This window comes from Siccibacter colletis (genome assembly GCF_025914095.1).
GTDB lineage: Bacteria > Pseudomonadota > Gammaproteobacteria > Enterobacterales > Enterobacteriaceae > Siccibacter > Siccibacter colletis.
Map to the genome: position 1 here is coordinate 2,486,136 of NZ_CP074352.1, position 23,531 is coordinate 2,509,666.

Here is a 23,531-nt window from a genome sequence, read left to right on the forward strand (position 1 = left end):
GCGTATTCTGCGTTCTTGAGAAAATTATTGCTCAGCCCCGCGATAGCGGGGGCTGAACGTACCCGTTACGCCATCATGAAAATTTTTCCGCTGCGTTAATACCAGCGGAATAAGGGTTATTGCATGAGGAATTTTTCGAGAAACTGACGCGTGCGCGGCTGCTGCGGATCGGCAAACAGCGTTTTCGCCGGCCCCTGCTCAATAATGCGACCTTCATCCATGAAAATAGCACGATCGGCCACGTCACGCGCAAAGCTCATTTCATGGGTCACAATCACCATCGTGCGCTTCTCTTCCGCCAGACGGCGGATGGTGTTGAGCACCTCCCCCACCAGCTCCGGGTCAAGGGCTGACGTCGGCTCATCGAACAGAATCACTTCCGGGCGCATCGCCAGCGCGCGGGCAATCGCCACTCGCTGCTGCTGTCCGCCGGAAAGCCGTTTGGGGTAGCTGGTTTCTTTCCCGCTCAGCCCGACCTTCGCCAGCAGCTCCCGCGCCCGGGTGCTTGCCTCTTCGCGGTTTTCGCCCTTCACAATCACCGGCCCTTCGATGATGTTCTCCAGCACCGTGCGATGCGGGAACAGGTTAAAGCTCTGGAATACGAAGCCCACCTGCTGACGCAGCGCGCGAATCAGCCCCTTCTGCTTGCTCACCGGCTGCGCGGCATCAATGGTGATTTCCCCCACGCGCACGGTGCCGCCGTCGGGCTGCTCCAGCAGGTTGATGCTGCGCAGCAGCGTGGTTTTCCCCGATCCGCTCGGGCCGATAATCGCCACCACTTCGCCCTGCGCCACCTCAAGATCGATGCCGTGCAGCACCGTCTGGCCGTGGAATTTTTTAATCAGGTTTTTAACTTCAATCGCACTCATTTCGGATCGCGCTCCTGACGGTTAAGCTGATTTTCAAAATAGTTCTGCAGTGCCGACAGCACCGTCGCCATCACCCAGTAGATCAGTGACGCCGCCAGATACATGGTGAAGACCTCCAGCGTGCGTGAGGTGATCAGCTGCGCCTGGCGGAACAGCTCCGGCACCTGAATGGTGGCCGCCAGCGAGGTATCCTTCACCAGGCTGATAAAGCTGTTGGAGAGCGGCGGAAGCGCCACCCGCGCCGCCTGGGGCAGAATGGCGCGACGCAGCGTCTGCCACGGCGTCATGCCGATGCTCGCTGCCGCTTCCCACTGCCCCTTGTCGATGGACGAAATCGCCGCACGCAGCGTTTCAGAGGTATAGGCGGCGGTATTCAGCGACAGGCCAATCATCGCCGCTGGCATCGGGTCCAGCTCAATACCAAACTGCGGCAGACCGTAATAGATCATAAACAGCTGGGCGATAAGCGGCGTACCGCGAAAGACAGAGATGTAGAAGCGCGCCAGCCAGCGCACCGGCAGGATCGGCGACATACGCATCAGCGCCAGCACGAAGCCCAGCACCAGACCGAAGAACATGCCGCCGATACTGAGCTGCAGCGTAAACACCGCGCCGTTCAGCAGATAAGGTGCGGAATCCAGCACCAGTTGAATACTCTCTTGCATTAGCTTATTTCACTCTGCCGGTTCAGACATGGGGATGATAGGCGAACAGCGCAGGCGCGCCGCCAGTATGCACGAACAGGATCGGGCCATCGTCTTTGAAACGCTGCTGGCTGATGCCGTCGATAAGCCCGGCCATCGCTTTGCCGGTGTACACCGGGTCGAGCAGAATGCCTTCGAGACGCGCCAGCAGCTTCACGGCTTCCATCCCTTCTTCATTTGGCACACCGTAGCCCGGCGCGTAGTAGTCATCCCACAGGGTGATATCCGCCCGGGCGGCGATCTCCAGATCGCGCGCCACTGCCTGCTGCAGCGCGACCACTTTCGGTTTCTGATCGGACGCGCGACGCGAAACCGTCACGCCAATCAGCTCCACGTCCGGCATCAGCTGCTCCAGCCCTACCGCCAGCCCGGCGTGGGTGCCGGCACTGCCGGAGGCCACAACCACCGAAGAGAGCGCGACGGCCCCTTCACACTGTTGAGCGATCTCCAGCGCGCTCTCGACATAACCCATCGCACCCAGCGCATTCGAGCCGCCGACCGGGATCACGTAAGGGCGGAATCCCTGGGCTTCAACGCGGGTCGCCAGCGCCTGCAGCTGATCGTCCGGGCGATTCAGCGCCTCGCACAGCTCGACTTTTGCATCAAACAGATCGAGCAGCAGCCGGTTGCCGTTGGTCAGGTAGTTTTCAGCGTGGGTGCCAATCGGGTTTTCCAGCAGCGCAATGCACTGCAGGCCAAGCTTCGCCGCTACCGCCGCGGTCTGGCGCACGTGATTGGACTGAATCGCCCCCGCGGTAATCAGGGTGTCAGCCCCCTCCTGCAGCGCCTGCGCCGCGAGGAACTCCAGCTTGCGCAGCTTGTTGCCGCCCATCGCCAGCGGAGTGACGTCGTCGCGCTTAAGGAAGATGTCGCGCCCCAGATAATCAGAGAGTCGCGGCAGGTATTCCAGCGGCGTTGGCGCGCCGATAAGTTCAAGACGCGCAAAGCGGGTCAGGTTGTGAAGGGACATGCAGCCTCCGGTATTCAGGTTAAGCAATGATGTCATTATGCACGACAGGGCGGGGCTTTCCGCGCCGACAAATAAAAAAGGTGCTGATATCAGCACCTTTTTACTGTCAGGGCGTCGCTTACTTCGTGACGTCGGCCCCGAACCACTTCTCAGAAATCTTGCTCAGCGTACCGTCTTTCTGCATCTCGGCGATAGCCGCATCGATAGCTTTCAGCAGATCGGCGTTGTCCTTACGCACCGCGACACCGGCCTCCTGACGGGAGAACGGCTCGCCCGCAACCGCCAGGGTGTCTTTGGTTTTCTTCACCAGATCCAGTGCCGCCAGGCGGTCAACCAGAATGGCATCGATACGCCCTACGCGCAGATCCTGGTATTTGGTCGGGTCGTCGTCATAGGTGCGGATGTCCACGCCCTGCACGTTAGCACGCAGCCACTCTTCATAGTTGGTGCCAAGACCCACGCCAACCTTCTTGCCTTTCAGATCGGCGGCAGTTTTGATGCTGCCGGCGTTATCTTTTTTCACCAGCGCCTGGATACCGGAGACGGTGTACGGCGTGGAGAAGTCATACTTTTTCTTACGCTCATCGGAGATGGTGACCTGGTTAATCACCACATCAATGCGTTTGGAGTCCAGCGAGGCCAGCATCCCGTCCCACTTGGTCGGCTTCAGCGACGCCTTCACGCCGAGATGCTGCGCCAGCGCTTCGGCAAACTCAACTTCAAAGCCGGTCAGCTTGCCGTCGTCGCCCTGGAAACTAAACGGAGGGTAGGTGCCTTCCAGCCCCACCAGCAAGGTACCGCGCTCTTTCACTTTTGTGAGCAGGTTATCCTGTGCCACGGCATTAACACTAACTCCGGCGACCAGCGCCACCGCCATCACGCCCATCAGCGCCTGGCGACCCAGTTTTGCTAGTTTCATAATTACCCCGAATAGTAAAATTTTGGTTGTATTGTAATGAGTTAATGCCGGATGACATAAACCACTCCGCTACAACTTATGCCTTTTTAATATATATCAGAAGTCGCTTTGTGCTCTTCTTTATGCATCATCCCGTGATCCCGCAGCTGCTGGAACTGGGCGTATTTGCGCAAGGCGATACGGTAATTATTGGTGCTGGTCGGCGGCAGCCAGGGTTCGAGCCGTTCATCGAGCAGGCCGCCCTGAAGCTGAGCATGAGGGATGTTGTGCACGCCAAGATGATTGCCGAGGCGGCGCAGGCGCACCACGTACTCGCGGATCGTGCCGTGGCTCATCTCGGTCTGTTCGAAGAGATACTGTTTGAAGCCGATAATATCGAAATAGTCGCTCTGCTCTTTGCAGTGCAGATCGCCACAGAAGCGGCACAGCGCCACCCACTCTTTCTGTTCGCGCTGCCAGGTGGCCTCGTCGATGAGCGTGTCGAGCTGTGCAATAGCCAGTTTGTTGACGATGGCGCCGCGGTGGACCAGCGTAATGCGATCGAGCAATTTATGGCAGTGAGCGCAATGGGTTTGCGTGTGCTTAAAGTCTTTCAGGTAGCGGCTTAATGGCCGTCTTTTTTGCAGCACAGTCATGATAACTCCTGGTTGTCAATGCGTTGTGCGGCATTCTCAGGCGGCGTAAAGCGCTACCGCCTATAACTTACCCAGCTTGGTACGAAGCCGTTTTATGGCCTGGCTGTGCAACTGACTGACCCTCGACTCCCCTACTTCCAGAACAGCCCCAATCTCTTTGAGATTGAGCTCTTCCTGATAGTACAGTGTCAACACCAGCTGTTCGCGCTCCGGCAGTGCCTCGATGGCGTCCATTACGCGCTGGCGTAAATTGCTTTCCAGCAATTGTTGTAGCGGGTTTTCTTGTTGATGCTCGTCCGTTACCAGTTCGATGCTGTCGCCGTGCTCTTCACGCCACTCGTCATAAGAAAAAAGCTGACTGTTGTTGGTGTCGAGCAACATCTGGCGATACTCTTCGATAGCAATCCCTAAGCGCTGCGCCACTTCGGTTTCCGAGGCGTTGCGACCCAGTTCCTGCTCCAGTTGGCTTAACGCCATCGCCACTTCGCGGGCATTACGTCGGACGCTGCGCGGCACCCAATCCCGGCTGCGCAATTCATCCAGCATCGCTCCACGAATACGTTGTACTGCGTAAGTCGTAAATGCCGTTCCTTGCAGAGCATCGTAGCGTTCAACTGCATTCAATAACCCGATGCCGCCCGCCTGAAGCAGATCGTCAAGTTCCACGCTCGCCGGCAATCGCACCTGGAGGCGCAATGCTTCGTGACGCACCAGTGGTACATAACGCTGCCACAGCGAGTGTTTATCCATTACACCTTCAGCGGTATACAGTGAATTCACGATAAACAGCCCTGCGTTAGTTGAGTTATCGGCTTGATTATCCGTTTCTGGAGGGCTTTTAATCGGATGAATAGTGGGTAAAAGAGGGGGTTATTTTGATTGTTAAGCCAAATTTCGTTAAAAAAGCTGAAGATAGCACTAAGGGAAACGCGTAATAAAAGCGACATATCGCCCGCCTCACCAGAACGGGTTCCGGTGAGGCGGGCGACAGCGTTATTATAGCGTCAGCGGGCCACGCGTATGGCCCGCCGCGGCATCAGACGGCCACGTACTTATACTTTTCGAGCACTTTTTCCAGCAGCGCCGGGTTGATGTTCTTCTTCACCCGGAACAGCCCTGCGCTCTCCGCAACCTGTTCCGTGTCGAGGAACTCCAGCACCACGTGGTAGTCAGCGCGATCCCAGAAATCGTGGATATAAATCAAAGTATCGGCAGGGTTCTGCTGTTTCTTTAGGGTATGTTTGATGGCGTTCAGCGTACAGGCAACGCGGAAACGACCGTCCACCAGAATTAAGTCGAAGGCGCGATCGTGTTTCAGGATCGCTTCGCTGTAGTCGGTGAACTTCTCCTTGTGCGTGTCATCCACCGGATAACCCCAGGCTTTGGTTGGCCCGATATCCACGTAGTCCACTTTGCACAGCGGCCCCGCTTCTTTATGCAGGGTATCCACCCAGAACTTATCGCTTTCCACGCCCCAGACTTCAACATTGTTGCGGGTCGCCAGCTTGGTAGAGCCGCCGCTGCCGAACTCGAAGTAGCTACCGGCGTTTTTCAGATGACGCTCGAACAGCTCCGTTTCACGCAGGGACATGCGCGGCATGTCGGGAATAATCGATTTATTCGCCGCCGGTGCGGAGGTAGTGCTCTCCTGCCCCTGCATACTGCCAAGATAGTCCTCGGCGCGTTCCGCAGAGCCGGCTTTGAACACGCTGTACGCCACGTCCTTCAGGCCGTAAGCGGCGTGCATAATGAACGCCAGCCGCTCGCGCTGCTGATCGTCCAGCACCTTCATACGCTGCGCCGACGGAATAAACAGCGCGCTTGCGGCGGTCATTTTCGACGAGTCCAGGGTGCCAAATGCCTCGCTGACCAGCGGCTGAGCCTGTTCGGTCGCGGTAAAGGCGTGGAACGTCAGTCCGAACTCGCCCAGCGCGCGGCGAATAGCATCGAACGACATCTGATTTTCATGGATGTCGTCAAAGGTGACGCGCACTTCGATTGCCAGGCAGCCAGAGAGAATGCGCTGCCCGTGCGCCAGCACCGCCTGCAGATCGAAGCGATTATCCAGCACGAACCACTCCAGCTTGTCGAGACCGTGGATCTCATCAAGGCGCGAGCTCTGAGCCTGCACTTCGGTGATGACCTGCGCCCCGCTGCCGCCAAGCGGCTTCAGGTTTGAGCTGTGGGCATTATCCAGACAGATGTAGACCGGCTGCATTTCGCCGTCGCCGAGCGCGTGCAGCTTGATATGCTGGATCGCTTTTTTGCGCAGCGGCAGATGGTCGTCCTGCACCGCCCCCACGGTATCCATCAGGATGAACCAGAACGCATCCAGCCCGCTCAGGGTGATGAACTTGCCGCCGGTTGCGAAGTTGCCGCCGTAATCCATCATGAAAATTTTGCCGCCGGTTTTGAAGGCAAAATCGTTGCTCTGCACCGCGGTGCTTTCTACCGCCGCGCCCGCCGGCATCGCCAGCGTCATCGGCTCAGCGTCATCGGCAAACTGCGGCGCATGCTCATGGCTGAGGGTCAATGCCGCCGGGGCTTTGCCTTCGCAGTAGCGCTGCCATACGGCGCGCATCGCCTCGGAGAAGTGTTTCGCAAAACGCTGAGCGTCGCAGACCGGTGACGCGAGCAGAATGTCGCGCAGATTACTGCGGATAATCGCCAGGCTATCAAGGTCGTGGGCTAAGCCAACGGTAATATCGAGATAGTTTTCCCAGTCGCTGGCTACCAGCTCCTGCAAACCGGCGTTCACCAGGTGAGAGGCGGAGTGGCGTCCGGCAAAGGTCGGGCCAGGCAGGGTTACTACCGGCACACCCATCGCCATTGCTTCGCAGGTGGTCAACCCACCGGAGTACGGCCAGGGATCAAGGGCGATATCCACATCGTGGTAGCTGGCGAGCAGCGCCTGGTGCGGTGACGCGCCTTCGATACGCACGCGATCGCGGGTAATACCGTGGCTCTCCAGGGTGCTCAGCACGTGCTCGCTCAGGGAGACGTTGTCGAAGTTGAAGCTTTTCAGGAACAGGCGCGAATCCGGGACGCGGTGCAGCAGCGCTGCCCACTGAGCCAGCAGCGGATCGTTAATTTTTGAGGCGTTGTTAAAGCAGCCGAAGGTGATATACCCGTTGGTCTTCACCGGGTTTTCATTGACCGACGGCAGATAGAACGGCGGATCGTAGCAGATATAGTCGTCCGGCATACGGATCAGCTTCTCGGTGTAGAGCGCGTCACTCCCCTCCGGCGTTTCGATGCCGTCGCTGAGCAGGTAATCCATGGTTTCCAGCCCGGTGCTGCTGATTAACCCGCCGACCCATTTGATCTGTACCGGTGCCGGGGCCAGCTGCATCGTCTGCATCCGGCTGTTGGCGTTGTAGCCGCTGAGGTCAAACAGGATATCAATCTGATCAGCGCGGATAATTTTATCCAGCTCCACCGGCGAGATATGCTCGATCACCTGCCATTTGGCGCACATGCGCTTGATGCGGTGCGTCAGGTGATCTTCTTTATAGTTGGTGCTGTAGGCGTAAAACTCGATCTGCGACTCGGGAATATTGCCCAGCCCCAGGGTGATCATCTGCCCGACCGGGTGCGAGCGCAGTCCGTCAGAGATAAGCCCGATACGCAGGCGTTTGTCGGCGGCTTTGTTCTTTGCCACTGCGCGCACCACGCTTTTCGGCGCGAACTTCTGCTGCCAGTCGCGGCACATCTGCAGAATCTCTTCCGCGCTGCGTTCGGGATCGTAGTGAGCACCGACGATGCGGTTGAAATACGGCGTCGGGTTGTCTTTGGTCACCGCACAGCTTTTGACATAGGCGGCATCCATCGCCGCAAACTGGCTGAGATCCTGCCCGACCATGCCGAGGTTGTTCCAGTAGAGCCAGTTATCCGGTGCCTCGTCGGTCAGTTCCTGATAGATCGCCTGCGCCTGCTCATATTTTTTCTGTTTCTGCAGAACGGTGGCAAACAGGGAGCGCAGCGGGCGCGACTCGCTCTTGCCAATGCGCGTGACCGCGTCAGTGAGATAAATTTCGGCTTCCGCCAGACGATCGCTGCGGTAGAGCAAATCAGATTTCGCGTAGATGGCTTCGATATAGTCCGGGGCGATCTTCAGCGCTTTATCCACGCATTCGTCAGCCTGGAAAAACTGCCCGAGTCGCTGGTTGGCTTTGGTGGCGATGACCCACAGCAGCGGATTACCGGCATCTTTTGCCAGCAGCTCGTCCACCAGTGCCAGTGAATTTTCAGGTTGGGTGGAAAGCCAGTCGAGTGCGAGATGGATTTTTTTATTCACGGCAGGATCGGCCGCTTTATTGGCGTGTGGGGCAGGTTTAGCGAGTGACTTTTTCATGTGCGCGCTTCATTCCAGGTTAACGACCGGGTCGCTGCGCCTTCACGCTCGGGAACCCTGTCAGACTAAGGCCCAGTATAAAAAACGCAAAAAAAAATAACGGGTATAATACCCGCTATTTTTTATGCTAATTACTGTGATTGCTGATGCGATATTAACGCAGCAGAGACAGTACGGTCTGCGGAACCTGGTTAGCCTGAGACAGTACAGAAGTACCAGCCTGCTGCAGGATCTGCGCGCGGCTCATGTTGGAAACTTCGGTAGCGTAGTCGGCGTCTTCGATACGGCTTTTCGCAGCGGTCAGGTTGTTAACAGTGCTGTTCAGGTTGTTAACAGTAGATTCGAAGCGGTTCTGGCTCGCACCCAGGCTTGAACGCAGGGAGTCAACGTCAGAGATAGCTTTGTCGATTTCAGTCAGCAGCTTGGTGTTAACAGTTGCAACGGTAGCAGTAGTACCGGTAGCAGCAGTGTAAGTTGCCAGGATACCGTTAGCAGAAGCACCGGTAGAAGATTCGGTGATACCAGTCAGGCCAGCGGTGCTGAACAGAGTGGTAGAGTCGATTTTCTTCAGGGAGATGCCGATGGTTTCGTCGTCGTTCGCGCCAACCTGGATGTTCAGAGTCTGGCCAGTAGACAGTACTTTCACGCCGTTGAAGCTGGTCTGAGCAGCAACACGGTTGATTTCTTTAACGCGGTCAACAACTTCGTTGTTGATGGAAACCAGGTCGTCACCGGAGTTGGTGCCGTTGTTCGCCTGAACAGTCAGCTCACGGATACGCTGTAAGTTGGTGTTGATTTCGTTCAGCGCGCCTTCAGTAGTCTGAGCAACAGAGATACCGTCGTTAGCGTTACGTGCAGCCTGAGTCAGGCCTTTAACCTGTGCAGTCATACGGTTGGCAATTGCCTGGCCAGCAGCGTCATCTTTCGCGCTGTTGATACGCAGACCAGAGGACAGACGCTCGATTGCAGTACCCAGTGCAGACTGAGATTTGTTCAGGTTGTTCTGAGTAGTCAGGGACAACAGGTTAGTATTGATAACTGCCATGATTTTGTTTCCTTCAAATAATGGGTTTTTAGATTCGGTGCCTAACACTCACGGCGTCTCTCACCGTCAACAAGGTTATCGACGGGCCTTAAAAAGACTTTAGAATCAATTTTAAAAAAATCGTAACACCATGTATTTAAAGAACATTTATTTACTAAACTGTTTTTTAACTCACTATTTAATTCAAATCTTTGCGGCCACGTCAGATTTTTCATCAGCGCCGGTTTCTTCCTTATTATTAGATCGCGTTTGCGCCTCCCCTGCTCTGCCTCCCGTTATTTCCGTTTCTGCTTTTGACCAATCGACCTAAATACACGCGAAGCGCCTGGCTATTCCACGGATTATTTTTTTTGCCTGGCCGTAAACTTTCGTCATCGGTCGCCGATATAGAGTCCTGAACTACTATCGTATTTTAAGGAAAACATGCATGGCTACTATCACTAACCTCGGGATAGGCTCTGCCGGACTCGGGGATCTGTACGATCAGTTAGAAACAGCTGAAAGAACCAAGCTGACCACCATAACCACTCAGCAGACCAACTATAACGCGCAGCTGAGCGCTTACGGCAAACTGCAGAGCGCAATGACCAGCCTGCAGACCGCCACGGCGGCGCTGGGTAAAGCGGCCACCTGGAACTCCACGTCCGTTAGCAGCACTAACACCGCTTTTACCGCGACGACCACGTCCGACGCGTCCGTCGGTAGCTTCACCGTGAACGTAAACCAGGTGGCAAAAGCCCAGGTGCTGACCACCGGTTCGATTGCCAGCAATACCGAAAAGCTCGGTGACATCACCGGGGCGTCGCGCACCATTACCATCAGCCAGCCGGGCACCGAAAAGCCACTGGAAGTTCAGCTGTCTGACGCTGATACCTCCCTGACCGGGATCGCCAGCGCCATTAACAAAGCGAACGGCAACGTCAGCGCCAGCATCATTAAAGCAAACGATGGCGATTACCGTCTGATGCTGACCTCAAAAACCACCGGCACCGAAAGCGCCATGACCGTCACCGTTACCGGTGATGCGAAGCTGCAGAGCGCCATTGGTTACGACTCCGCGACCGGCACCGGCGCGCTCTCTCAGCAGACCGTGGCGAAGAACGCTATTGTGGTGGTGAACGACGTGGAAATCGAACGTCAGAGCAACACCATTTCTGATGCCTTGCCGGGCGTCACCTTTACCGTGAAAGCGGAAAGTAAGGCCGACGAGACGCTGGACGTTACCCGCGCCACCGACGCCAACAAGAAAGCGATCACCGACTGGGTCAGCGCCTATAACTCGCTGCAGGCCACCATCAGCTCTGTGACTAAATACGTGGCAGTGGATAAAGGCACCGACGCGCAGTCCAGCAGCAACGGCGCGCTGGTCGGCGACGGCAACGTGCGCGGCATTCAGTCGCAGCTGCGCGGTATGCTGACCGACATTCAGGCGGGTTCCGTGCAGATCATGGCGCAGCTGGGCATCACCCAGGATACCGCCAAGGGCAGTGAAGGCACCATGGGCACCCTGAAGATTGATTCTGACAAGCTGAACAAGCAGCTGTCCGAAAACCCGGCAGCGGTGCAGGCCTACTTTATCGGCGACGGTAAAACCACCGGTCTGGCGACCAAAATGAACAACACCCTGACCGATATGCTGAGCACCAGCGCGGGCAAAACCGGTGTGATTCAGAATGCCAAAGACGGTATCAACAAAACGTTGAAAACCCTGGGCGAACGCTACGACGCCATGGAAGCTTCAATTGATGCCACCATGGCGCGTTATAAAACGCAGTTCACCAACCTCGACGTGATGATGACCAAGATGACGAATACCGCTAATTATCTCACGCAGCAGTTCTCAAAAAGCAGTAGTTAAGGATTAGATATGTACAACAACTCTGGTGTTCAGTCCTATCAGAAGGTAGGAGTGGAAAGTGCGGTAATGAGTGCGAGCCCACACCAGTTGATCGTAATGTTGTTCGACGGGGCACACAGTGCCCTTGTTCGCGCACGCCTGTTCCTGGAAGCAGGTCAGATGGCGGAGAAAGGCGAAGCCCTGTCGAAAGCCATCAACATTATTGATAACGGGTTAAAAGCCGGGCTCGATATGGAAGCCGGTGGCGAGCTGTCGCAGAACCTTGCTTCACTTTATGAATACATGGTGCGACGACTGTTGCAGGCCAATTTGCGCAATGACGTTGATGCCATCAGCGAAGTGGAAGCCCTGCTATCTAATATTGCTGACGCCTGGAAACAGATCGGCGCAGGTTCACCTACTTTCCAGGATTCGATCTGATGAATGACCTCCTCTCATCCCTCAATAACTGGCACGCACTACACGCATTAAGCAATACCATGCTCAACCTGGCTCACTCCGGGAAATGGGATGAGCTGATTGAACAGGAAGTCAAATACGTTACCCTGGTAGAAACCATCGCGCGTAACCCCGTCTCGCCGGGCAACATCGTTCATCAGGAACAGGCACGCCAGCTGCTGACGAAAGTGCTGGGCAATGAAGCTGAACTGCGTACCCTGCTGCAGCAGCGTATGGATGAGCTACGTGAGCTTATCGATCAGACCGGCCGGCAGAAGTCCGTCTCTACCACCTATGGCAAGCTGTCGGGCAATATCCTTTTCCCGCACGATTTCAATCAATAAACGCCCGCTTATCATGTTTTCGTCATACTCCAGAAGTCACACTGACTGACTTCTGGAGCGGGATTACGGCGTCACGTCGTTGAGCGGGTTCTTCGCCAGATAATCCGCACACTCCTGGGTCGGTCGATCCACTTTCTCAAGCGTCATACCGTCATACTCCAGCGTGCTGCCTTCGCGTTCGATGTCATAGATCTCACGTTTAGCCGTGACGTTATACAGCGTTCCGGAACGCAGCGTCAGCTTGCCCGGTAGGGCAATCACCCGCTGCCACTGGCGACAGTCAAGGGTATCGCCTTCAGCGGTAATGATAAGCGAACCGATGGCTTCCGGGCTGACCAGCGAGCTTTGTGGCCCTTTCGACTGCCAGTTGCCCACCAGCTCCGCCGGTGCCGGGGTTTTTACCACGGCAGTGTAATCATCGACCTGCACACAGCCGCTCAGGGCCAGCAGTGCCGCTACGAGTGCAACGTTTTTCATCATCTATCCTGTCAGGGGCGAAAAAACCTATTCTGGCATCAAAGCCGCACGGGTGCCAGCCGTGATAAGCGCTGGTTGTTGAACCACTTAGCGACTGTACCCGCTGCGCAAGCCCTGCTATCGTCATCCGCTACGCACGCTTTTATCAGGACGCCTCTATGATCGCTTTTCGCCCCTTGACCGCTGCGGACTTCCCCGCCTGGCGGGACTATTTTATCGACGACTATGTGCGGGAAATTGTTGAAAACTACCGCCTCACTACCGCGGAGGCGCAGCGCCAGGCAGCCCGGGACGTCGAACTGAGTTTTCCGGATGGCCCAGGCACAGCGGGCCAGCAACTGTTGCATATTCTTGCAGCGGATGGGGAGAGCAGCCAGCCCATCGGCTACCTGTGGTACAAACCCGATCCGATCATGCGCTCGGTCTTCATCTGCGATTTCTTCTTGTTTGCGCATTGCCGCGGTCAGGGTTTCGGCAAAGCGGCTCTGCATCAGCTGGAGACGCAGCTGGCGGCCGAAGGCTATACCCAGATGATGTTGCGCGTCGCGGCGCACAATACAGCGGCCAGACGGGTCTATGACGCCTGCGGATTTAACGTGACGGGAATAAATATGAATAAGGTGCTGAACCGCACCGGAGAGGAACAACGCAAAGATTAACCGCCGTGGGCCCTGAGCGCAGCAATCGCCTGCCTCAGGTTGCCAGCCTGCGCGGCGGCGAGCATATGGAACCACCCCCTGCTCTGCCGCACCGGCCCGCTGCCCACGCCGTGCTAAAAACGGACGTGAGAACGTCGGGTACTACACCTGCATGCTCATGATGTCCTGGTACGCGGTCATCAGTTTATTGCGCACCTGAATACCCATCTGCAGTGAGACGGACGATTTTTGCAGATCGACCATCACATCATTCAGCGCTACCCCCGGTTTACCCATCGCGAAATTCTCCGCCTGAGTACGCGCCGTGGTGGACGCCTCGCTGATACGACCCAGCGCGGCCTGTAACTCACCGGCAAAGCTCACTGCCGGCTGTGCTTCTACTGCCTGGTTGCGCGCTACGCCTGCGGTGGCCTGCAGCTGCTGAAGAACGCCTTCAATACCCTGTATTGCCATGGTAATCCCCTGGATATTTTTTTACCGGGATGAGAATACCAGCTTGTCAATGAGATAAAGGCGCTAAATAGCCGCAAAAAATCGAGCTATTTGAGCCATAGAAAATCCGGAATCATCAAATAATGGCACAGCCATCATTATGGAACTTTTGTCGTGTTTGCCGACCCGGGAGTCCGTCTTGCTTCATTACACGAAACATTCAGTTAACGCAGAGCCGCGAGGTAAGCAATGAACGCCGCAGCTACAGCTCAACCCTCACAAAATAAACCTGTCGAGTGGCTGAACCGCTTACGCGCTAACCCTAAAATCCCGTTAATGGTGGCCGCAGCTGCTGCCGTCGCGATTGTTATCGCGCTGGTTTTATGGGCCAAAACCCCAGACTATCGCACCCTCTATAGCAACCTGACGGATCAGGATGGCGGGGCCATCGTCACCCAATTGACGCAGATGAACATCCCCTACCGCTTCTCTGATAACGGCAGCGCCATTATGGTGCCTGCCGATAAAGTGCATGAGCTGCGTCTGCGCCTTGCCGGTCAGGGACTGCCGAAAGGCGGTGCGGTCGGCTTTGAACTGCTCGATCAGGAGAAGTTCGGCATCAGCCAGTTCAGCGAGCAGGTGAACTACCAGCGCGCGCTGGAAGGTGAGCTGGCCCGCACCATCGAGACTCTCGGTCCGGTGAAGAGCGCCCGCGTGCACCTCGCCATGCCGAAACCGTCGCTGTTCGTGCGCGAGCAGAAATCACCGTCCGCCTCGGTCACCCTGAATCTGGAACCCGGCCGCGCGCTGGATGAAGGCCAGATCAGCGCCGTGGTGCACATGGTATCCAGCGCCGTCGCCGGCCTGCCGCCGGGCAACGTAACCCTGGTGGATCAGGGCGGTCACCTGCTGACCAAATCTGAAACCAACGGTCGCGACCTGAACGACGCCCAGCTGAAGTACGCCAGCGACGTCGAAGGCCGCATCCAGCGTCGTATCGAATCGATCCTCGGCCCGATTGTCGGGAACGGCAACGTGCACGCCCAGGTCACCGCGCAGATTGACTTCGCCACCAAAGAGCAGACCGAAGAGCAGTATCGTCCAAACGGCGATCCGTCTCAGGCAGCTATTCGCTCCCGTCAGCTGAACACCAGCGAGCAGGTTGGCGGTCCGTATCCGGGCGGCGTTCCGGGCGCGCTGTCTAACCAGCCGGCACCGGCGAACAACGCACCGATTGATGCCCCGGCGGCGAATCAGAATAACCAGAACGGGCAGAATGGTCAGAACAACCAGAATGGTCAGCAGACCACCACGGCGAATACCTCTGTACCGCGTAACTCGTCTAACGACTCAACCACCAACTACGAGCTGGACCGCACCATTCGCCACACCAAACAGAACGTGGGCGACATTCAGCGTCTTTCTGTCGCCGTGGTGGTGAACTACCGTGCGCTGGAAGACGGCAAACCGCTGCCGCTGACCGCCGAGCAGATCAAGCAGATTGAAGATCTGACCCGCGAAGCGATGGGCTTCACCGAGAAGCGCGGCGATACCCTGAACGTGGTCAACTCACCGTTCACCGCAACGGATGAGACCGGTGGCGAACTGCCGTTCTGGCAGACACAGTCCTTCATCGACCAGATGCTCTCTGCGGGTCGCTGGCTGATTGTCCTGCTGGTGGCATGGCTGCTGTGGCGTAAAGGCATCCGTCCGATGATCCAGCGTCGCGAAGAAGCCGCACGCATGGCAGTGGAAGCGGAGCGCGAGCGTAAAGAGATGGCCGAGTCCGTCGAAGTCAGCCTCAGCAAAGACGAGCAGACCCAGCAGCGCCGCACCAACCAGCGCCTGAGCGCCGAAGTAATGAGTCAACGTATTCGTGACATGTCTGATAACGACCCGCGCGTGGTAGCGCTGGTCATCCGCCAGTGGATGAGTAACGAACTATGAGTAGCACCAGCCCCCTGACAGGAACCGATAAAAGCGCCATCCTGCTGATGACCATCGGTGAAGATCGTGCGGCGGAGGTGTTCAAACACCTCGCCCCGCGCGAAGTGCAGCACCTGAGTGCTGCGATGGCCAACGTGCGCCAGATCTCGAACAAACAGCTGACCGAAGTGCTGGCTGAATTCGAGCAGGAAGCAGAGCAGTTCGCAGCGCTGAGCATCAACGCCAACGACTACCTGCGTTCGGTGCTGGTGAAGGCGCTGGGCGAAGAGCGCGCCTCCAGCCTGCTGGAAGACATCCTCGAATCGAAAGAGACGACGACCGGCATGGAGACGCTCAACTTCATGGAGCCGCAGAGCGCCGCCGACCTTATTCGCGACGAACACCCGCAGATCATCGCCACCATCCTGGTTCACCTCAAGCGTGGCCAGGCTGCCGATATTCTGGCACTGTTCGACGAGCGTCTGCGTAACGACGTGATGCTGCGTATCGCCACCTTTGGCGGCGTGCAGCCAGCCGCGCTGGCGGAGCTGACCGAAGTGCTCAACAACCTGCTCGACGGCCAGAACCTCAAGCGCAGCAAAATGGGCGGCGTGAGAACCGCAGCGGAAATCATCAACCTGATGAAGACCCAGCAGGAAGAAGCGGTTATCACCGCGGTTCGCGAGTTCGACGGCGAGCTGGCGCAGAAAATCATCGACGAGATGTTCCTGTTCGAAAACCTCGTGGAAGTGGACGACCGCAGCATCCAGCGCCTGCTCCAGGAAGTAGAGTCCGAATCGCTGCTGGTGGCGCTGAAAGGTGCCGAAGCCCCGCTGCGCGAGAAGTTCCTGCGCAACATGTCCCAGCGTGCGGCAGACATCCTGCGCGACGACCTTGCCAACCGTGGCCCGGTGCGTCTGTCTCAGGTGGAAAACGAACAGAAAGCTATCCTGCTCATCGTCCGCCGTCTGGCGGAGACCGGCGAGATGGTGATTGGCAGCGGCGAGGATACCTATGTCTAATCAACTGCCGTGGCAGCCGTGGTCACCGGAAGACCTCTCCCCTGCGCAGAGCTTTGAGCTGCCGGAGCCGGTGGAAGTCAGCGGTCTGGATGACGGCGAGATCCCGGAGCCAGACCTGCAGCAGACCCTGGCCCTGATGCAGGCCCAGGCTCGCGAACAGGGTTTTGCCGCCGGGCATGAAGATGGCCGCGTACAGGGTGTGGAACAGGGACGTAAAGAGGGTTTTGCCCAGGGGCTGGAGCAGGGTCTGAACGAGGCGCGCCAGCAGCAGGCGCCGGTTCATGCCCGCATGCAACAGCTGGTGAGCGAATTCCAGTACACCCTCGATGCGCTGGACAGCGTTATCGCCTCACGCCTGATGCAGATGGCGCTGGAAGCCGCGCGTCAGGTGATAGGCCATACCCCAAGCGTGGATAACAACGCGCTGATCAAGCAGATCCAGCTGCTATTGCAGCAGGAACCGCTGTTCAGCGGCAAACCGATTCTGCGCGTCCATCCGGACGACCTGCAGCGCGTGGAAGAGATGCTCGGCGCGACCCTCAGCCTGCACGGCTGGCGGCTGCGCGGCGACCCGACCCTGCACCAGGGCGGCTGTAAAGTCTCCGCTGACGAAGGCGATCTCGATGCCAGCGTGGCGACGCGCTGGCAGGAACTGTGCCGCCTCGCCGCACCAGGAGTGGTGTGATGACCGCACGTCTGACCCGTTGGCTCAACACGCTTGATAATTTCGAAGCGCGCATGACGCAGCTCCCGGCGCTGCGCCGCTACGGCAGGCTGACGCGTGCTACCGGTCTGGTGCTGGAAGCCACCGGTCTGCAGCTCCCGCTGGGTGCCACCTGCATCATCGAGCGCCAGGACGGGGAACAGCTTAAAGAAGTCGAAACGGAAGTGGTCGGTTTTAACGGCCACAAGCTGTTTCTGATGCCGCTCGAAGAGGTGGAAGGCGTGCTGCCTGGCGCGCGCGTCTACGCCCGCACCGGTAACGGCGACGGTATGCAGAGCGGTAAACAGCTGCCGCTCGGCCCTGCCCTGCTCGGTCGCGTGCTGGACGGGGCGGGTAAACCCCTCGACGGCCTGCCGGCACCTGATACCAAAGAGACCGGCGCGCTGGTCACCGCCCCGTTTAACCCGCTGCAACGTACCGAAATCACCGACGTGCTGGATGTCGGCGTGCGCCCGATTAACGCCCTGCTGACCGTCGGTCGCGGGCAGCGTATGGGCCTGTTCGCCGGTTCCGGCGTCGGTAAATCCGTGCTGCTCGGCATGATGGCGCGCTACACCAAAGCCGACGTGATTGTGGTCGGGCTTATCGGCGAGCGTGGCCGCGAAGTAAAAGATTTTATTGAAAACATTCTCGGCGCCGAGGGCCGCGCGCGTTCGGTGGTGATTGCCGCCCCGGCGGACGTCTCGCCGCTGCTGCGTATGCAGGGTGCTGCTTACGCCACCCGCATCGCCGAAGATTTCCGCGACCGCGGTCAGCACGTGCTGCTGATCATGGACTCCCTCACCCGCTACGCGATGGCGCAGCGTGAGATTGCGCTGGCTATCGGCGAGCCGCCGGCCACCAAAGGCTATCCGCCTTCGGTATTTGCCAAGCTGCCGGCGCTGGTGGAACGTGCCGGGAACGGCATTCACGGCGGCGGGTCGATTACCGCGTTTTATACGGTACTGACCGAAGGCGATGACCAGCAGGATCCGATCGCCGACTCGGCGCGCGCCATCCTCGATGGTCACGTGGTGCTTTCGCGCCGTCTGGCAGAAGCCGGCCACTACCCGGCTATCGATATTGAAGCCTCCATCAGCCGCGTAATGACCGCCATCATCAGCGAACCGCATTACGCGCGGGTACGCACGTTTAAACAGCTGCTCTCCAGTTTCCAGCGCAACCGCGACCTGGTCAGCGTCGGCGCTTACGCCAAAGGCAGCGACCCGCTGCTCGACCGCGCCATCACGCTGTGGCCGGAACTGGAAGGCTTTTTACAGCAGGGCATTTTTGAACGCTCAGGGTGGGAAGACTCCGTGCAGTCGCTGGAGCGCATCTTCCCGACGGTGTGATGAAGTGGGAGTAACAGGCGATGACGCAACATAGCGCACTGAATACGCTGAAAGACATGGCGGAAAAAGAAGTTGACGATGCCGCGCTGCAGCTGGGCGAAATGCGCCGCTGCTGTCAGCAGGCAGAAGAGCAGCTCAATATGCTGATCAACTACCAGTTTGAATATCGCAACAACCTGAACAGCGATATGAGCCAGGGGATCGGCAGCCAGCGCTGGCAGAACTACCAGCAGTTTATCTCCACGCTGGAGAAGGCTATCGAGCAGCATCGCCTCCAGCTGGCGCAGTGGGCCACCAAAGTGGAACAGGCGCTGGACTTCTGGAAAGAGAAGAAAATACGACTTCAGGCCTGGCAGACCCTGCAGGATCGGCGCACCAGCGCCGCGCTGCTGGCAGAAAACCGGCTCGATCAGAAAAAAATGGATGAATTTGCCCAGCGGGCATCACTGAGGAAAAGCGAATGATTACGTTGCCCAACATTGTGCTTACCGACGCCGACGTCGCCGCCACTGGCGCGAACGGCAAAGCGCCGGCCAGCGCAGGGGATTTCCTGGCCCTGTTGAGCCAGGCCCTGCCGGGTGGCATTCCCGGTGCCGACGGCAAACCGTTGACGCTGGCGGAGTTAAAAGCGGAAGTAGCCGGTAAAGGCGCACCGCAAAGCGCCCTGGATGCACTGGTCAACGCCGCCGATGCCGATACCGACAGCGCGGTAGAGAACCCGCTGGCGGAGCTGCTGGCAGCGACAGACGGCGAAGATCCGCTGGCCTCACTGGGCCAACTGCTCGGTAACGTGAAGACCGCCGATGTGAAAGGTGAGAAGCCGACGCTGGAGAGCGATAAAAAGCTTTCTGATGACGACATGGCGGGGCTTAGCGCGCTGTTCGCCATGCTGCCGCAGCAGGTTCCGACCGCCCAGAGCGCCACCCTGAGCACCGCGACCGCTGGCCAGAGCATTTCCGCCGTGACCACCTCCGGCGCGCGCGCGTCCCTCGCCGACACCCTGAATAACCGTACCACCGCCGCCAGCGCAACCGCCGCTGACAGCAAAGGTGCTGGCGCAGCCGCGGCGGTAACGCCCGCAGCCACCGCCCAGCAGCTGGCAGACACCCAGGTGGTGCAGCCGGTAGTGGCAGGCGAAAAAGTGCAGGCTGATACCAGCGCTACCGCCTCACCCGCCAGTCACAACCTGACGCCGCTGGCCGCCAGCATCGCCAGCGTCAATACCACCACCACGCAGATTGCTACCCCTGTTGCGCCGCACATCAATGCGCAGCTGGGTACGCCGGAGTGGCAGACCTCGGTTTCCCAGCACATCACCCTGTTCACCCGCCAGGGTCAGCAGAGCGCCGAGCTGCGTCTGCACCCGGAAGATCTGGGTAGCGTGCAGATCAGCCTGAAGATTGATGATAACCAGGCGCAGCTGCAGATGGTCTCCCCGCACAGCCACGTCCGTTCAGCGCTGGAAGCGGCGCTGCCGATGCTGCGCACCCAGCTGGCGGAGAACGGCATTCAGCTGGGCCAGAGCAGTATCAGCAGTGAAAGTTCCGCTGGCGGCCAGCAGACTGACCAACAGCAGCAGCAGGCAAGTCGCGGAAATGGCTTCAGTTTCTCGGGCAGCGAGGATGAAGTGCTGAGCGCACCCGCTGCGCTTCAGGCGGCGGCCCGCGGTAATAACGCGGTAGACATCTTCGCCTAAACGCCAGAGGTAGCGCGATTATACGTGTCTTTTCCGCGCTTTGACCGCGGAGAGACACGGGATAATCAGCCCATATGCAGTACCGATACAGGAAGACCGCACTAGATGACTGACACCGCTATCAACAAAGGCCGCAAACGCTCCATCTGGATGCCGTTGCTGGTGCTTATCACTCTCGCAGCCTGCGCTACCGCAGGTTACAGCTACTGGCGGATGCAGCAGCATCCGGATGCGGCTGCCGCTACTGCAGCTGCTGAGCCGGTTCCACCGCCTGCGCCGGTCTTTTTCGCGCTGGATACCTTCACCGTTAACCTCGGTGATGCGGATCGCGTGCTGTACATCGGCATTACGCTGCGCCTGAAAGATGACGAAACGCGCATGCGCATCAGCGAGTACCTGCCGGAAGTGCGCAGCCGTCTGCTGCTGCTGTTCTCCCGTCAGGACGCTAACGCGCTGGCGACGGATGAAGGCAAACAGAAACTGGTCGATGCCATTAAATCGACGCTTGAGGCACCGCTGGTTGAAGGTCAACCAAAACAAGTGGTGACCGACGTGTTGTATACAGCCTTCATTTTGCGGTAAACCCATGGGCGACAGTATTCTTTCTCAGGCCGAAATCGACGCGCTGTTAAACGGCGACAGCGAGCAAAGCGACGCCGCGAAAACCGGCGCCGCGGGCGACAGCGACATTCGACCCTATGATCCCAATACGCAACGTCGCGTGGTGCGCGAGCGCCTGCAGGCACTGGAGATCATTAACGAACGTTTCGCCCGTCAGTTCCGTATGGGGCTGTTTAACCTGCTGCGCAGAAGCCCCGATATCACGGTGGGTGCCATTCGTATTCAGCCCTACCACGAATATGCACGTAACCTGCCGGTGCCGACCAACCTTAACCTTATCCACCTGAAACCGCTGCGCGGAACCGGCCTGTTCGTGTTCTCGCCAAGCCTGGTGTTTATCGCCGTGGATAACCTGTTCGGGGGCGACGGTCGCTTCCCGACTAAAGTGGAAGGTCGCGAATTTACCCATACCGAACAGCGCGTAATCAACCGCATGCTGAAGCTGGCGCTGGAAGCGTACAGCGACGCGTGGAAGGCGATTAACCCGCTGGAAGTGGAGTACGTGCGTTCTGAGATGCAGGTGAAATTTACCAATATCACCACCTCCCCGAACGACATCGTGGTCAACACGCCGTTCCACGTAGAGATCGGTAACCTGACCGGCGAGTTCAACATCTGCCTGCCGTTCAGCATGATCGAACCGCTGCGCGAAGTGCTGGTCAACCCGCCGCTGGAGAACTCCCGCCACGAGGACCAGAACTGGCGCGATAACCTGGTACGCCAGGTACAGCACTCCGAACTGGAGCTGATCGCCCATTTCGCTGATATACCGCTGCGCCTGTCGCAGATCCTGAAGCTCCAGCCAGGCGATGTACTGCCGGTGGAGAAACCGGACCGCATCATCGCGCACGTCGATGGCGTCCCGGTACTGACCAGCCAGTACGGCACCATGAATGGACAATACGCCCTGCGCGTCGAACATCTGATCAACCCGATTTTGAATTCGCTGAATGAGGAACAGCCCAAATGAGTGACATGAACAATCCGTCCGACGACAACGCAGGCTCCGTGGACGATCTGTGGGCTGACGCGTTAGGCGAACAGAAAGCAGCGGGCAAAAGCAGCGCCGATAATATCTTCCGTCAGATGGACGGTGGCGATGTCGCCGGTTCACTCCAGGATATCGACCTGATTATGGATATCCCGGTCAAGCTGACCGTGGAGCTGGGCCGCACCCGTATGACCATCAAAGAGCTGCTGCGTCTGACCCAGGGGTCGGTTGTGGCGCTGGACGGTCTGGCCGGTGAACCGCTGGATATTCTTATCAACGGCTACCTGATTGCCCAGGGTGAAGTTGTGGTCGTCGCCGACAAGTACGGCGTGCGCATCACCGATATCATTACCCCGTCCGAGCGTATGCGCCGTCTGAGCCGTTAATTGATGAAAACCCAGGCCACTGTGACACAGCCGGAGACCAGCGCGTCATCCGGCTCGCCGCTGATGCAGGTCAGCGGCGCCCTGCTCGTCATTATTCTCTTTATTTTGCTCGCGGCCTGGGTCGCCAAACGCGCCGGCTTTACCCCGAAAAAAGGCAACAGCCGCGATCTGAAAATCAGCGCCAGCATCAGCGTCGGCACCCGTGAGCGGGTGGTGATTGTTGATGTGCAGGATGCGCGCCTGGTGCTCGGCGTCACGCCGACGCAGATCACCACACTGCATACCCTTCCTCCTGCCCCGGAAGAAGCGCCGTCCACGTCCGCGCCTGCCGGGCCGGAATTCCAGGCTTTACTGAAAAATCTGCTTAAGCGTAACGGGAGATCCTGATGCGTCGCTTGTTGTCTCTCTCGTTGTTCGCGCTGCTGGGCATTGCCCCTGCGGCGTTCGCCCAGCTTCCGGGGCTGATTAGCCAGCCGCTGGCTAACGGCGGTCAGAGCTGGTCGCTGCCGGTGCAGACGCTGGTGTTTATCACCTCGCTGACCTTTATCCCGGCGATTCTGCTGATGATGACCAGCTTTACGCGCATCATTATCGTGTTCGGCCTGCTGCGTAACGCCCTCGGTACGCCGTCGGCACCACCAAACCAGGTGATGCTTGGCCTGGCGCTGTTTCTGACCTTTTTCATCATGGCCCCGGTGTTCGACAAGATCTATACCGATGCCTATCAGCCGTTTGCTGAAGATAAAATTTCCATGGACGTGGCGCTTGAGCGCGGCGCCCAGCCCCTGCGCGAATTCATGATGCGCCAGACCCGTGAAGCCGACCTGGCGCTGTTTGCCCGCCTGGCGAATGCCGGCCCGATGGCTGGCCCGGAAGCCGTGCCGATGCGCATTCTGCTGCCGGCTTACGTCACCAGCGAACTGAAAACTGCATTCCAGATTGGCTTCACCGTTTTTATTCCGTTCCTGATCATCGACCTGGTTATCGCCAGCGTGCTGATGGCGCTGGGTATGATGATGGTGCCACCGGCAACCATTGCCCTGCCCTTCAAGCTTATGCTGTTTGTACTGGTTGACGGCTGGCAGCTGCTGGTCGGGTCACTGGCACAAAGTTTCTACAGTTAACGAGGT

The 23,531-nt window shown here is 58.1% G+C and carries 25 protein-coding genes; 15 read left to right on the forward strand and 10 right to left on the reverse strand.

Annotation, left to right across the window (positions count from 1 at the left end; all coding sequences use genetic code 11):
- Nucleotides 1–116: 116 nt before the first annotated feature.
- The 8 genes from tcyN to KFZ77_RS12105 form a co-directional block, all read right to left on the reverse strand.
- Entirely contained in the window at nt 117–869 is a 753-nt protein-coding gene (gene tcyN / locus KFZ77_RS12070) for an L-cystine ABC transporter ATP-binding protein TcyN (protein WP_264384330.1), read from the reverse strand.
- Complete coding sequence (tcyL, locus tag KFZ77_RS12075) at nt 866–1,534, reverse strand: cystine ABC transporter permease (RefSeq protein WP_031521097.1); 669 nt, start codon at nt 1,532–1,534, stop codon at nt 866–868. The genes tcyN and tcyL overlap by 4 nt, the downstream gene beginning before the upstream one ends.
- A gap of 22 nt (nt 1,535–1,556) precedes the next feature.
- Nucleotides 1,557–2,543 carry a D-cysteine desulfhydrase gene (gene dcyD / locus KFZ77_RS12080; RefSeq protein ID WP_264384331.1) on the reverse strand — a complete coding sequence of 329 codons (987 nt, stop codon included), beginning with the start codon at nt 2,541–2,543 and terminating at the stop codon, nt 1,557–1,559.
- 118 nt (nt 2,544–2,661) lie between these two features.
- Nucleotides 2,662–3,462 carry a cystine ABC transporter substrate-binding protein gene (gene tcyJ / locus KFZ77_RS12085; protein ID WP_264384332.1) on the reverse strand — a complete coding sequence of 267 codons (801 nt, stop codon included), beginning with the start codon at nt 3,460–3,462 and terminating at the stop codon, nt 2,662–2,664.
- Nucleotides 3,463–3,548: 86 nt separating this feature from the next.
- Nucleotides 3,549–4,097, reverse strand: coding sequence for a flagella biosynthesis regulatory protein FliZ (gene fliZ, locus KFZ77_RS12090; protein WP_031521092.1), 549 nt, complete (start codon nt 4,095–4,097; stop codon nt 3,549–3,551).
- A gap of 60 nt (nt 4,098–4,157) precedes the next feature.
- Nucleotides 4,158–4,877: an RNA polymerase sigma factor FliA gene (gene fliA, locus KFZ77_RS12095; protein WP_024550596.1), complete on the reverse strand. Its 720-nt coding sequence runs from the start codon at nt 4,875–4,877 to the stop codon at nt 4,158–4,160.
- Nucleotides 4,878–5,133: 256 nt separating this feature from the next.
- Nucleotides 5,134–8,451: an O-linked N-acetylglucosamine transferase, SPINDLY family protein gene (locus KFZ77_RS12100; protein WP_264384333.1), complete on the reverse strand. Its 3,318-nt coding sequence runs from the start codon at nt 8,449–8,451 to the stop codon at nt 5,134–5,136.
- Nucleotides 8,452–8,605: 154 nt separating this feature from the next.
- Nucleotides 8,606–9,496: a flagellin N-terminal helical domain-containing protein gene (locus KFZ77_RS12105; protein ID WP_319640957.1), complete on the reverse strand. Its 891-nt coding sequence runs from the start codon at nt 9,494–9,496 to the stop codon at nt 8,606–8,608.
- 427 nt (nt 9,497–9,923) lie between these two features.
- On the opposite strand from KFZ77_RS12105, the gene fliD reads away from it, so the two are divergent.
- Genes fliD through fliT form a run of 3 tightly spaced genes read left to right on the forward strand, consistent with a single transcriptional unit; the run spans nt 9,924 to nt 12,136 of the window.
- Entirely contained in the window at nt 9,924–11,354 is a 1,431-nt protein-coding gene (gene fliD / locus KFZ77_RS12110) for a flagellar filament capping protein FliD (protein WP_264384334.1), read from the forward strand.
- A 9-nt stretch (nt 11,355–11,363) separates the two neighbouring features.
- Nucleotides 11,364–11,774 carry a flagellar export chaperone FliS gene (gene fliS, locus KFZ77_RS12115; protein ID WP_031521081.1) on the forward strand — a complete coding sequence of 137 codons (411 nt, stop codon included), beginning with the start codon at nt 11,364–11,366 and terminating at the stop codon, nt 11,772–11,774.
- Nucleotides 11,774–12,136, forward strand: a complete 363-nt coding sequence (gene fliT, locus KFZ77_RS12120) for a flagella biosynthesis regulatory protein FliT (protein WP_031521079.1) — start codon at nt 11,774–11,776, stop codon at nt 12,134–12,136. Before fliS ends, fliT begins: the two co-directional genes overlap by 1 nt.
- 63 nt (nt 12,137–12,199) lie before the next feature.
- Here fliT and yedD read toward each other — a convergent pair whose 3' ends face one another.
- Nucleotides 12,200–12,613, reverse strand: a complete 414-nt coding sequence (gene yedD / locus KFZ77_RS12125; RefSeq protein ID WP_264384335.1) for a lipoprotein YedD — start codon at nt 12,611–12,613, stop codon at nt 12,200–12,202.
- Nucleotides 12,614–12,771: 158 nt separating this feature from the next.
- Here yedD and KFZ77_RS12130 point away from each other — a divergent pair, with 158 nt between their 5' ends.
- Nucleotides 12,772–13,272: a GNAT family N-acetyltransferase gene (locus KFZ77_RS12130; protein WP_264384336.1), complete on the forward strand. Its 501-nt coding sequence runs from the start codon at nt 12,772–12,774 to the stop codon at nt 13,270–13,272.
- Between the two features lie 141 nt (nt 13,273–13,413).
- Here the strand turns inward: KFZ77_RS12130 and fliE are convergent, their stop codons facing one another.
- Entirely contained in the window at nt 13,414–13,725 is a 312-nt protein-coding gene (gene fliE, locus KFZ77_RS12135; protein WP_264384337.1) for a flagellar hook-basal body complex protein FliE, read from the reverse strand.
- A 228-nt stretch (nt 13,726–13,953) separates the two neighbouring features.
- Between fliE and fliF the strand changes: the two genes are divergently transcribed.
- The 11 genes from fliF (at nt 13,954) to fliP (ending at nt 23,525) form a co-directional block, all read left to right on the forward strand.
- Nucleotides 13,954–15,651 carry a flagellar basal-body MS-ring/collar protein FliF gene (gene fliF / locus KFZ77_RS12140; protein WP_264384338.1) on the forward strand — a complete coding sequence of 566 codons (1,698 nt, stop codon included), beginning with the start codon at nt 13,954–13,956 and terminating at the stop codon, nt 15,649–15,651.
- Entirely contained in the window at nt 15,648–16,652 is a 1,005-nt protein-coding gene (fliG, locus tag KFZ77_RS12145) for a flagellar motor switch protein FliG (protein ID WP_031521069.1), read from the forward strand. The genes fliF and fliG overlap by 4 nt, the downstream gene beginning before the upstream one ends.
- The gene (fliH, locus tag KFZ77_RS12150; protein ID WP_031521067.1) at nt 16,645–17,337 is read left to right on the forward strand and encodes a flagellar assembly protein FliH; all 693 of its coding nucleotides are present in this window, start codon (nt 16,645–16,647) and stop codon (nt 17,335–17,337) included. The genes fliG and fliH overlap by 8 nt, the downstream gene beginning before the upstream one ends.
- A complete protein-coding gene (gene fliI, locus KFZ77_RS12155) occupies nt 17,337–18,707 on the forward strand; it encodes a flagellar protein export ATPase FliI (protein WP_031521065.1) in 1,371 nt (456 codons plus the stop codon). The genes fliH and fliI overlap by 1 nt, the downstream gene beginning before the upstream one ends.
- A 20-nt stretch (nt 18,708–18,727) precedes the next feature.
- Nucleotides 18,728–19,171 (forward strand): flagellar export protein FliJ, encoded by a 444-nt coding sequence (gene fliJ / locus KFZ77_RS12160; protein WP_031521064.1) that lies wholly within the window; start codon nt 18,728–18,730, stop codon nt 19,169–19,171.
- On the forward strand, nt 19,168–20,403 hold the full coding sequence (gene fliK / locus KFZ77_RS12165; protein WP_264384339.1) for a flagellar hook length control protein FliK: 1,236 nt from the start codon (nt 19,168–19,170) through the stop codon (nt 20,401–20,403). Before fliJ ends, fliK begins: the two co-directional genes overlap by 4 nt.
- A 105-nt stretch (nt 20,404–20,508) precedes the next feature.
- Nucleotides 20,509–20,985, forward strand: a complete 477-nt coding sequence (fliL, locus tag KFZ77_RS12170; RefSeq protein ID WP_031521060.1) for a flagellar basal body-associated protein FliL — start codon at nt 20,509–20,511, stop codon at nt 20,983–20,985.
- Between the two features lie 4 nt (nt 20,986–20,989).
- Nucleotides 20,990–21,994 (forward strand): flagellar motor switch protein FliM, encoded by a 1,005-nt coding sequence (gene fliM, locus KFZ77_RS12175; RefSeq protein ID WP_264384340.1) that lies wholly within the window; start codon nt 20,990–20,992, stop codon nt 21,992–21,994.
- Nucleotides 21,991–22,401 (forward strand): flagellar motor switch protein FliN, encoded by a 411-nt coding sequence (gene fliN / locus KFZ77_RS12180; protein ID WP_031521057.1) that lies wholly within the window; start codon nt 21,991–21,993, stop codon nt 22,399–22,401. Before fliM ends, fliN begins: the two co-directional genes overlap by 4 nt.
- 3 nt (nt 22,402–22,404) lie before the next feature.
- Nucleotides 22,405–22,788, forward strand: a complete 384-nt coding sequence (gene fliO, locus KFZ77_RS12185) for a flagellar biosynthetic protein FliO (protein ID WP_031521055.1) — start codon at nt 22,405–22,407, stop codon at nt 22,786–22,788.
- Nucleotides 22,788–23,525, forward strand: a complete 738-nt coding sequence (gene fliP / locus KFZ77_RS12190) for a flagellar type III secretion system pore protein FliP (RefSeq protein ID WP_264384341.1) — start codon at nt 22,788–22,790, stop codon at nt 23,523–23,525. The genes fliO and fliP overlap by 1 nt, the downstream gene beginning before the upstream one ends.
- Nucleotides 23,526–23,531 lie beyond the last annotated feature (6 nt).

Bases quoted from the DNA above. Each gene is read 5' to 3' on its own strand.
- tcyN (WP_264384330.1), bottom strand. From the start codon at position 869: ATGAGTGCGATTGAAGTTAAAAACCTGATTAAAAAATTCCACGGCCAG.
- tcyL (WP_031521097.1), bottom strand. From the start codon at position 1,534: ATGCAAGAGAGTATTCAACTGGTGCTGGATTCCGCACCTTATCTGCTG.
- dcyD (WP_264384331.1), bottom strand. From the start codon at position 2,543: ATGTCCCTTCACAACCTGACCCGCTTTGCGCGTCTTGAACTTATCGGC.
- tcyJ (WP_264384332.1), bottom strand. From the start codon at position 3,462: ATGAAACTAGCAAAACTGGGTCGCCAGGCGCTGATGGGCGTGATGGCG.
- fliZ (WP_031521092.1), bottom strand. From the start codon at position 4,097: ATGACTGTGCTGCAAAAAAGACGGCCATTAAGCCGCTACCTGAAAGAC.
- KFZ77_RS12100 (WP_264384333.1), bottom strand. From the start codon at position 8,451: ATGAAAAAGTCACTCGCTAAACCTGCCCCACACGCCAATAAAGCGGCC.
- KFZ77_RS12105 (WP_319640957.1), bottom strand. From the start codon at position 9,496: ATGGCAGTTATCAATACTAACCTGTTGTCCCTGACTACTCAGAACAAC.
- fliD (WP_264384334.1), top strand. From the start codon at position 9,924: ATGGCTACTATCACTAACCTCGGGATAGGCTCTGCCGGACTCGGGGAT.
- fliS (WP_031521081.1), top strand. From the start codon at position 11,364: ATGTACAACAACTCTGGTGTTCAGTCCTATCAGAAGGTAGGAGTGGAA.
- fliT (WP_031521079.1), top strand. From the start codon at position 11,774: ATGAATGACCTCCTCTCATCCCTCAATAACTGGCACGCACTACACGCA.
- yedD (WP_264384335.1), bottom strand. From the start codon at position 12,613: ATGAAAAACGTTGCACTCGTAGCGGCACTGCTGGCCCTGAGCGGCTGT.
- KFZ77_RS12130 (WP_264384336.1), top strand. From the start codon at position 12,772: ATGATCGCTTTTCGCCCCTTGACCGCTGCGGACTTCCCCGCCTGGCGG.
- fliE (WP_264384337.1), bottom strand. From the start codon at position 13,725: ATGGCAATACAGGGTATTGAAGGCGTTCTTCAGCAGCTGCAGGCCACC.
- fliF (WP_264384338.1), top strand. From the start codon at position 13,954: ATGAACGCCGCAGCTACAGCTCAACCCTCACAAAATAAACCTGTCGAG.
- fliG (WP_031521069.1), top strand. From the start codon at position 15,648: ATGAGTAGCACCAGCCCCCTGACAGGAACCGATAAAAGCGCCATCCTG.
- fliH (WP_031521067.1), top strand. From the start codon at position 16,645: ATGTCTAATCAACTGCCGTGGCAGCCGTGGTCACCGGAAGACCTCTCC.
- fliI (WP_031521065.1), top strand. From the start codon at position 17,337: ATGACCGCACGTCTGACCCGTTGGCTCAACACGCTTGATAATTTCGAA.
- fliJ (WP_031521064.1), top strand. From the start codon at position 18,728: ATGACGCAACATAGCGCACTGAATACGCTGAAAGACATGGCGGAAAAA.
- fliK (WP_264384339.1), top strand. From the start codon at position 19,168: ATGATTACGTTGCCCAACATTGTGCTTACCGACGCCGACGTCGCCGCC.
- fliL (WP_031521060.1), top strand. From the start codon at position 20,509: ATGACTGACACCGCTATCAACAAAGGCCGCAAACGCTCCATCTGGATG.
- fliM (WP_264384340.1), top strand. From the start codon at position 20,990: ATGGGCGACAGTATTCTTTCTCAGGCCGAAATCGACGCGCTGTTAAAC.
- fliN (WP_031521057.1), top strand. From the start codon at position 21,991: ATGAGTGACATGAACAATCCGTCCGACGACAACGCAGGCTCCGTGGAC.
- fliO (WP_031521055.1), top strand. From the start codon at position 22,405: ATGAAAACCCAGGCCACTGTGACACAGCCGGAGACCAGCGCGTCATCC.
- fliP (WP_264384341.1), top strand. From the start codon at position 22,788: ATGCGTCGCTTGTTGTCTCTCTCGTTGTTCGCGCTGCTGGGCATTGCC.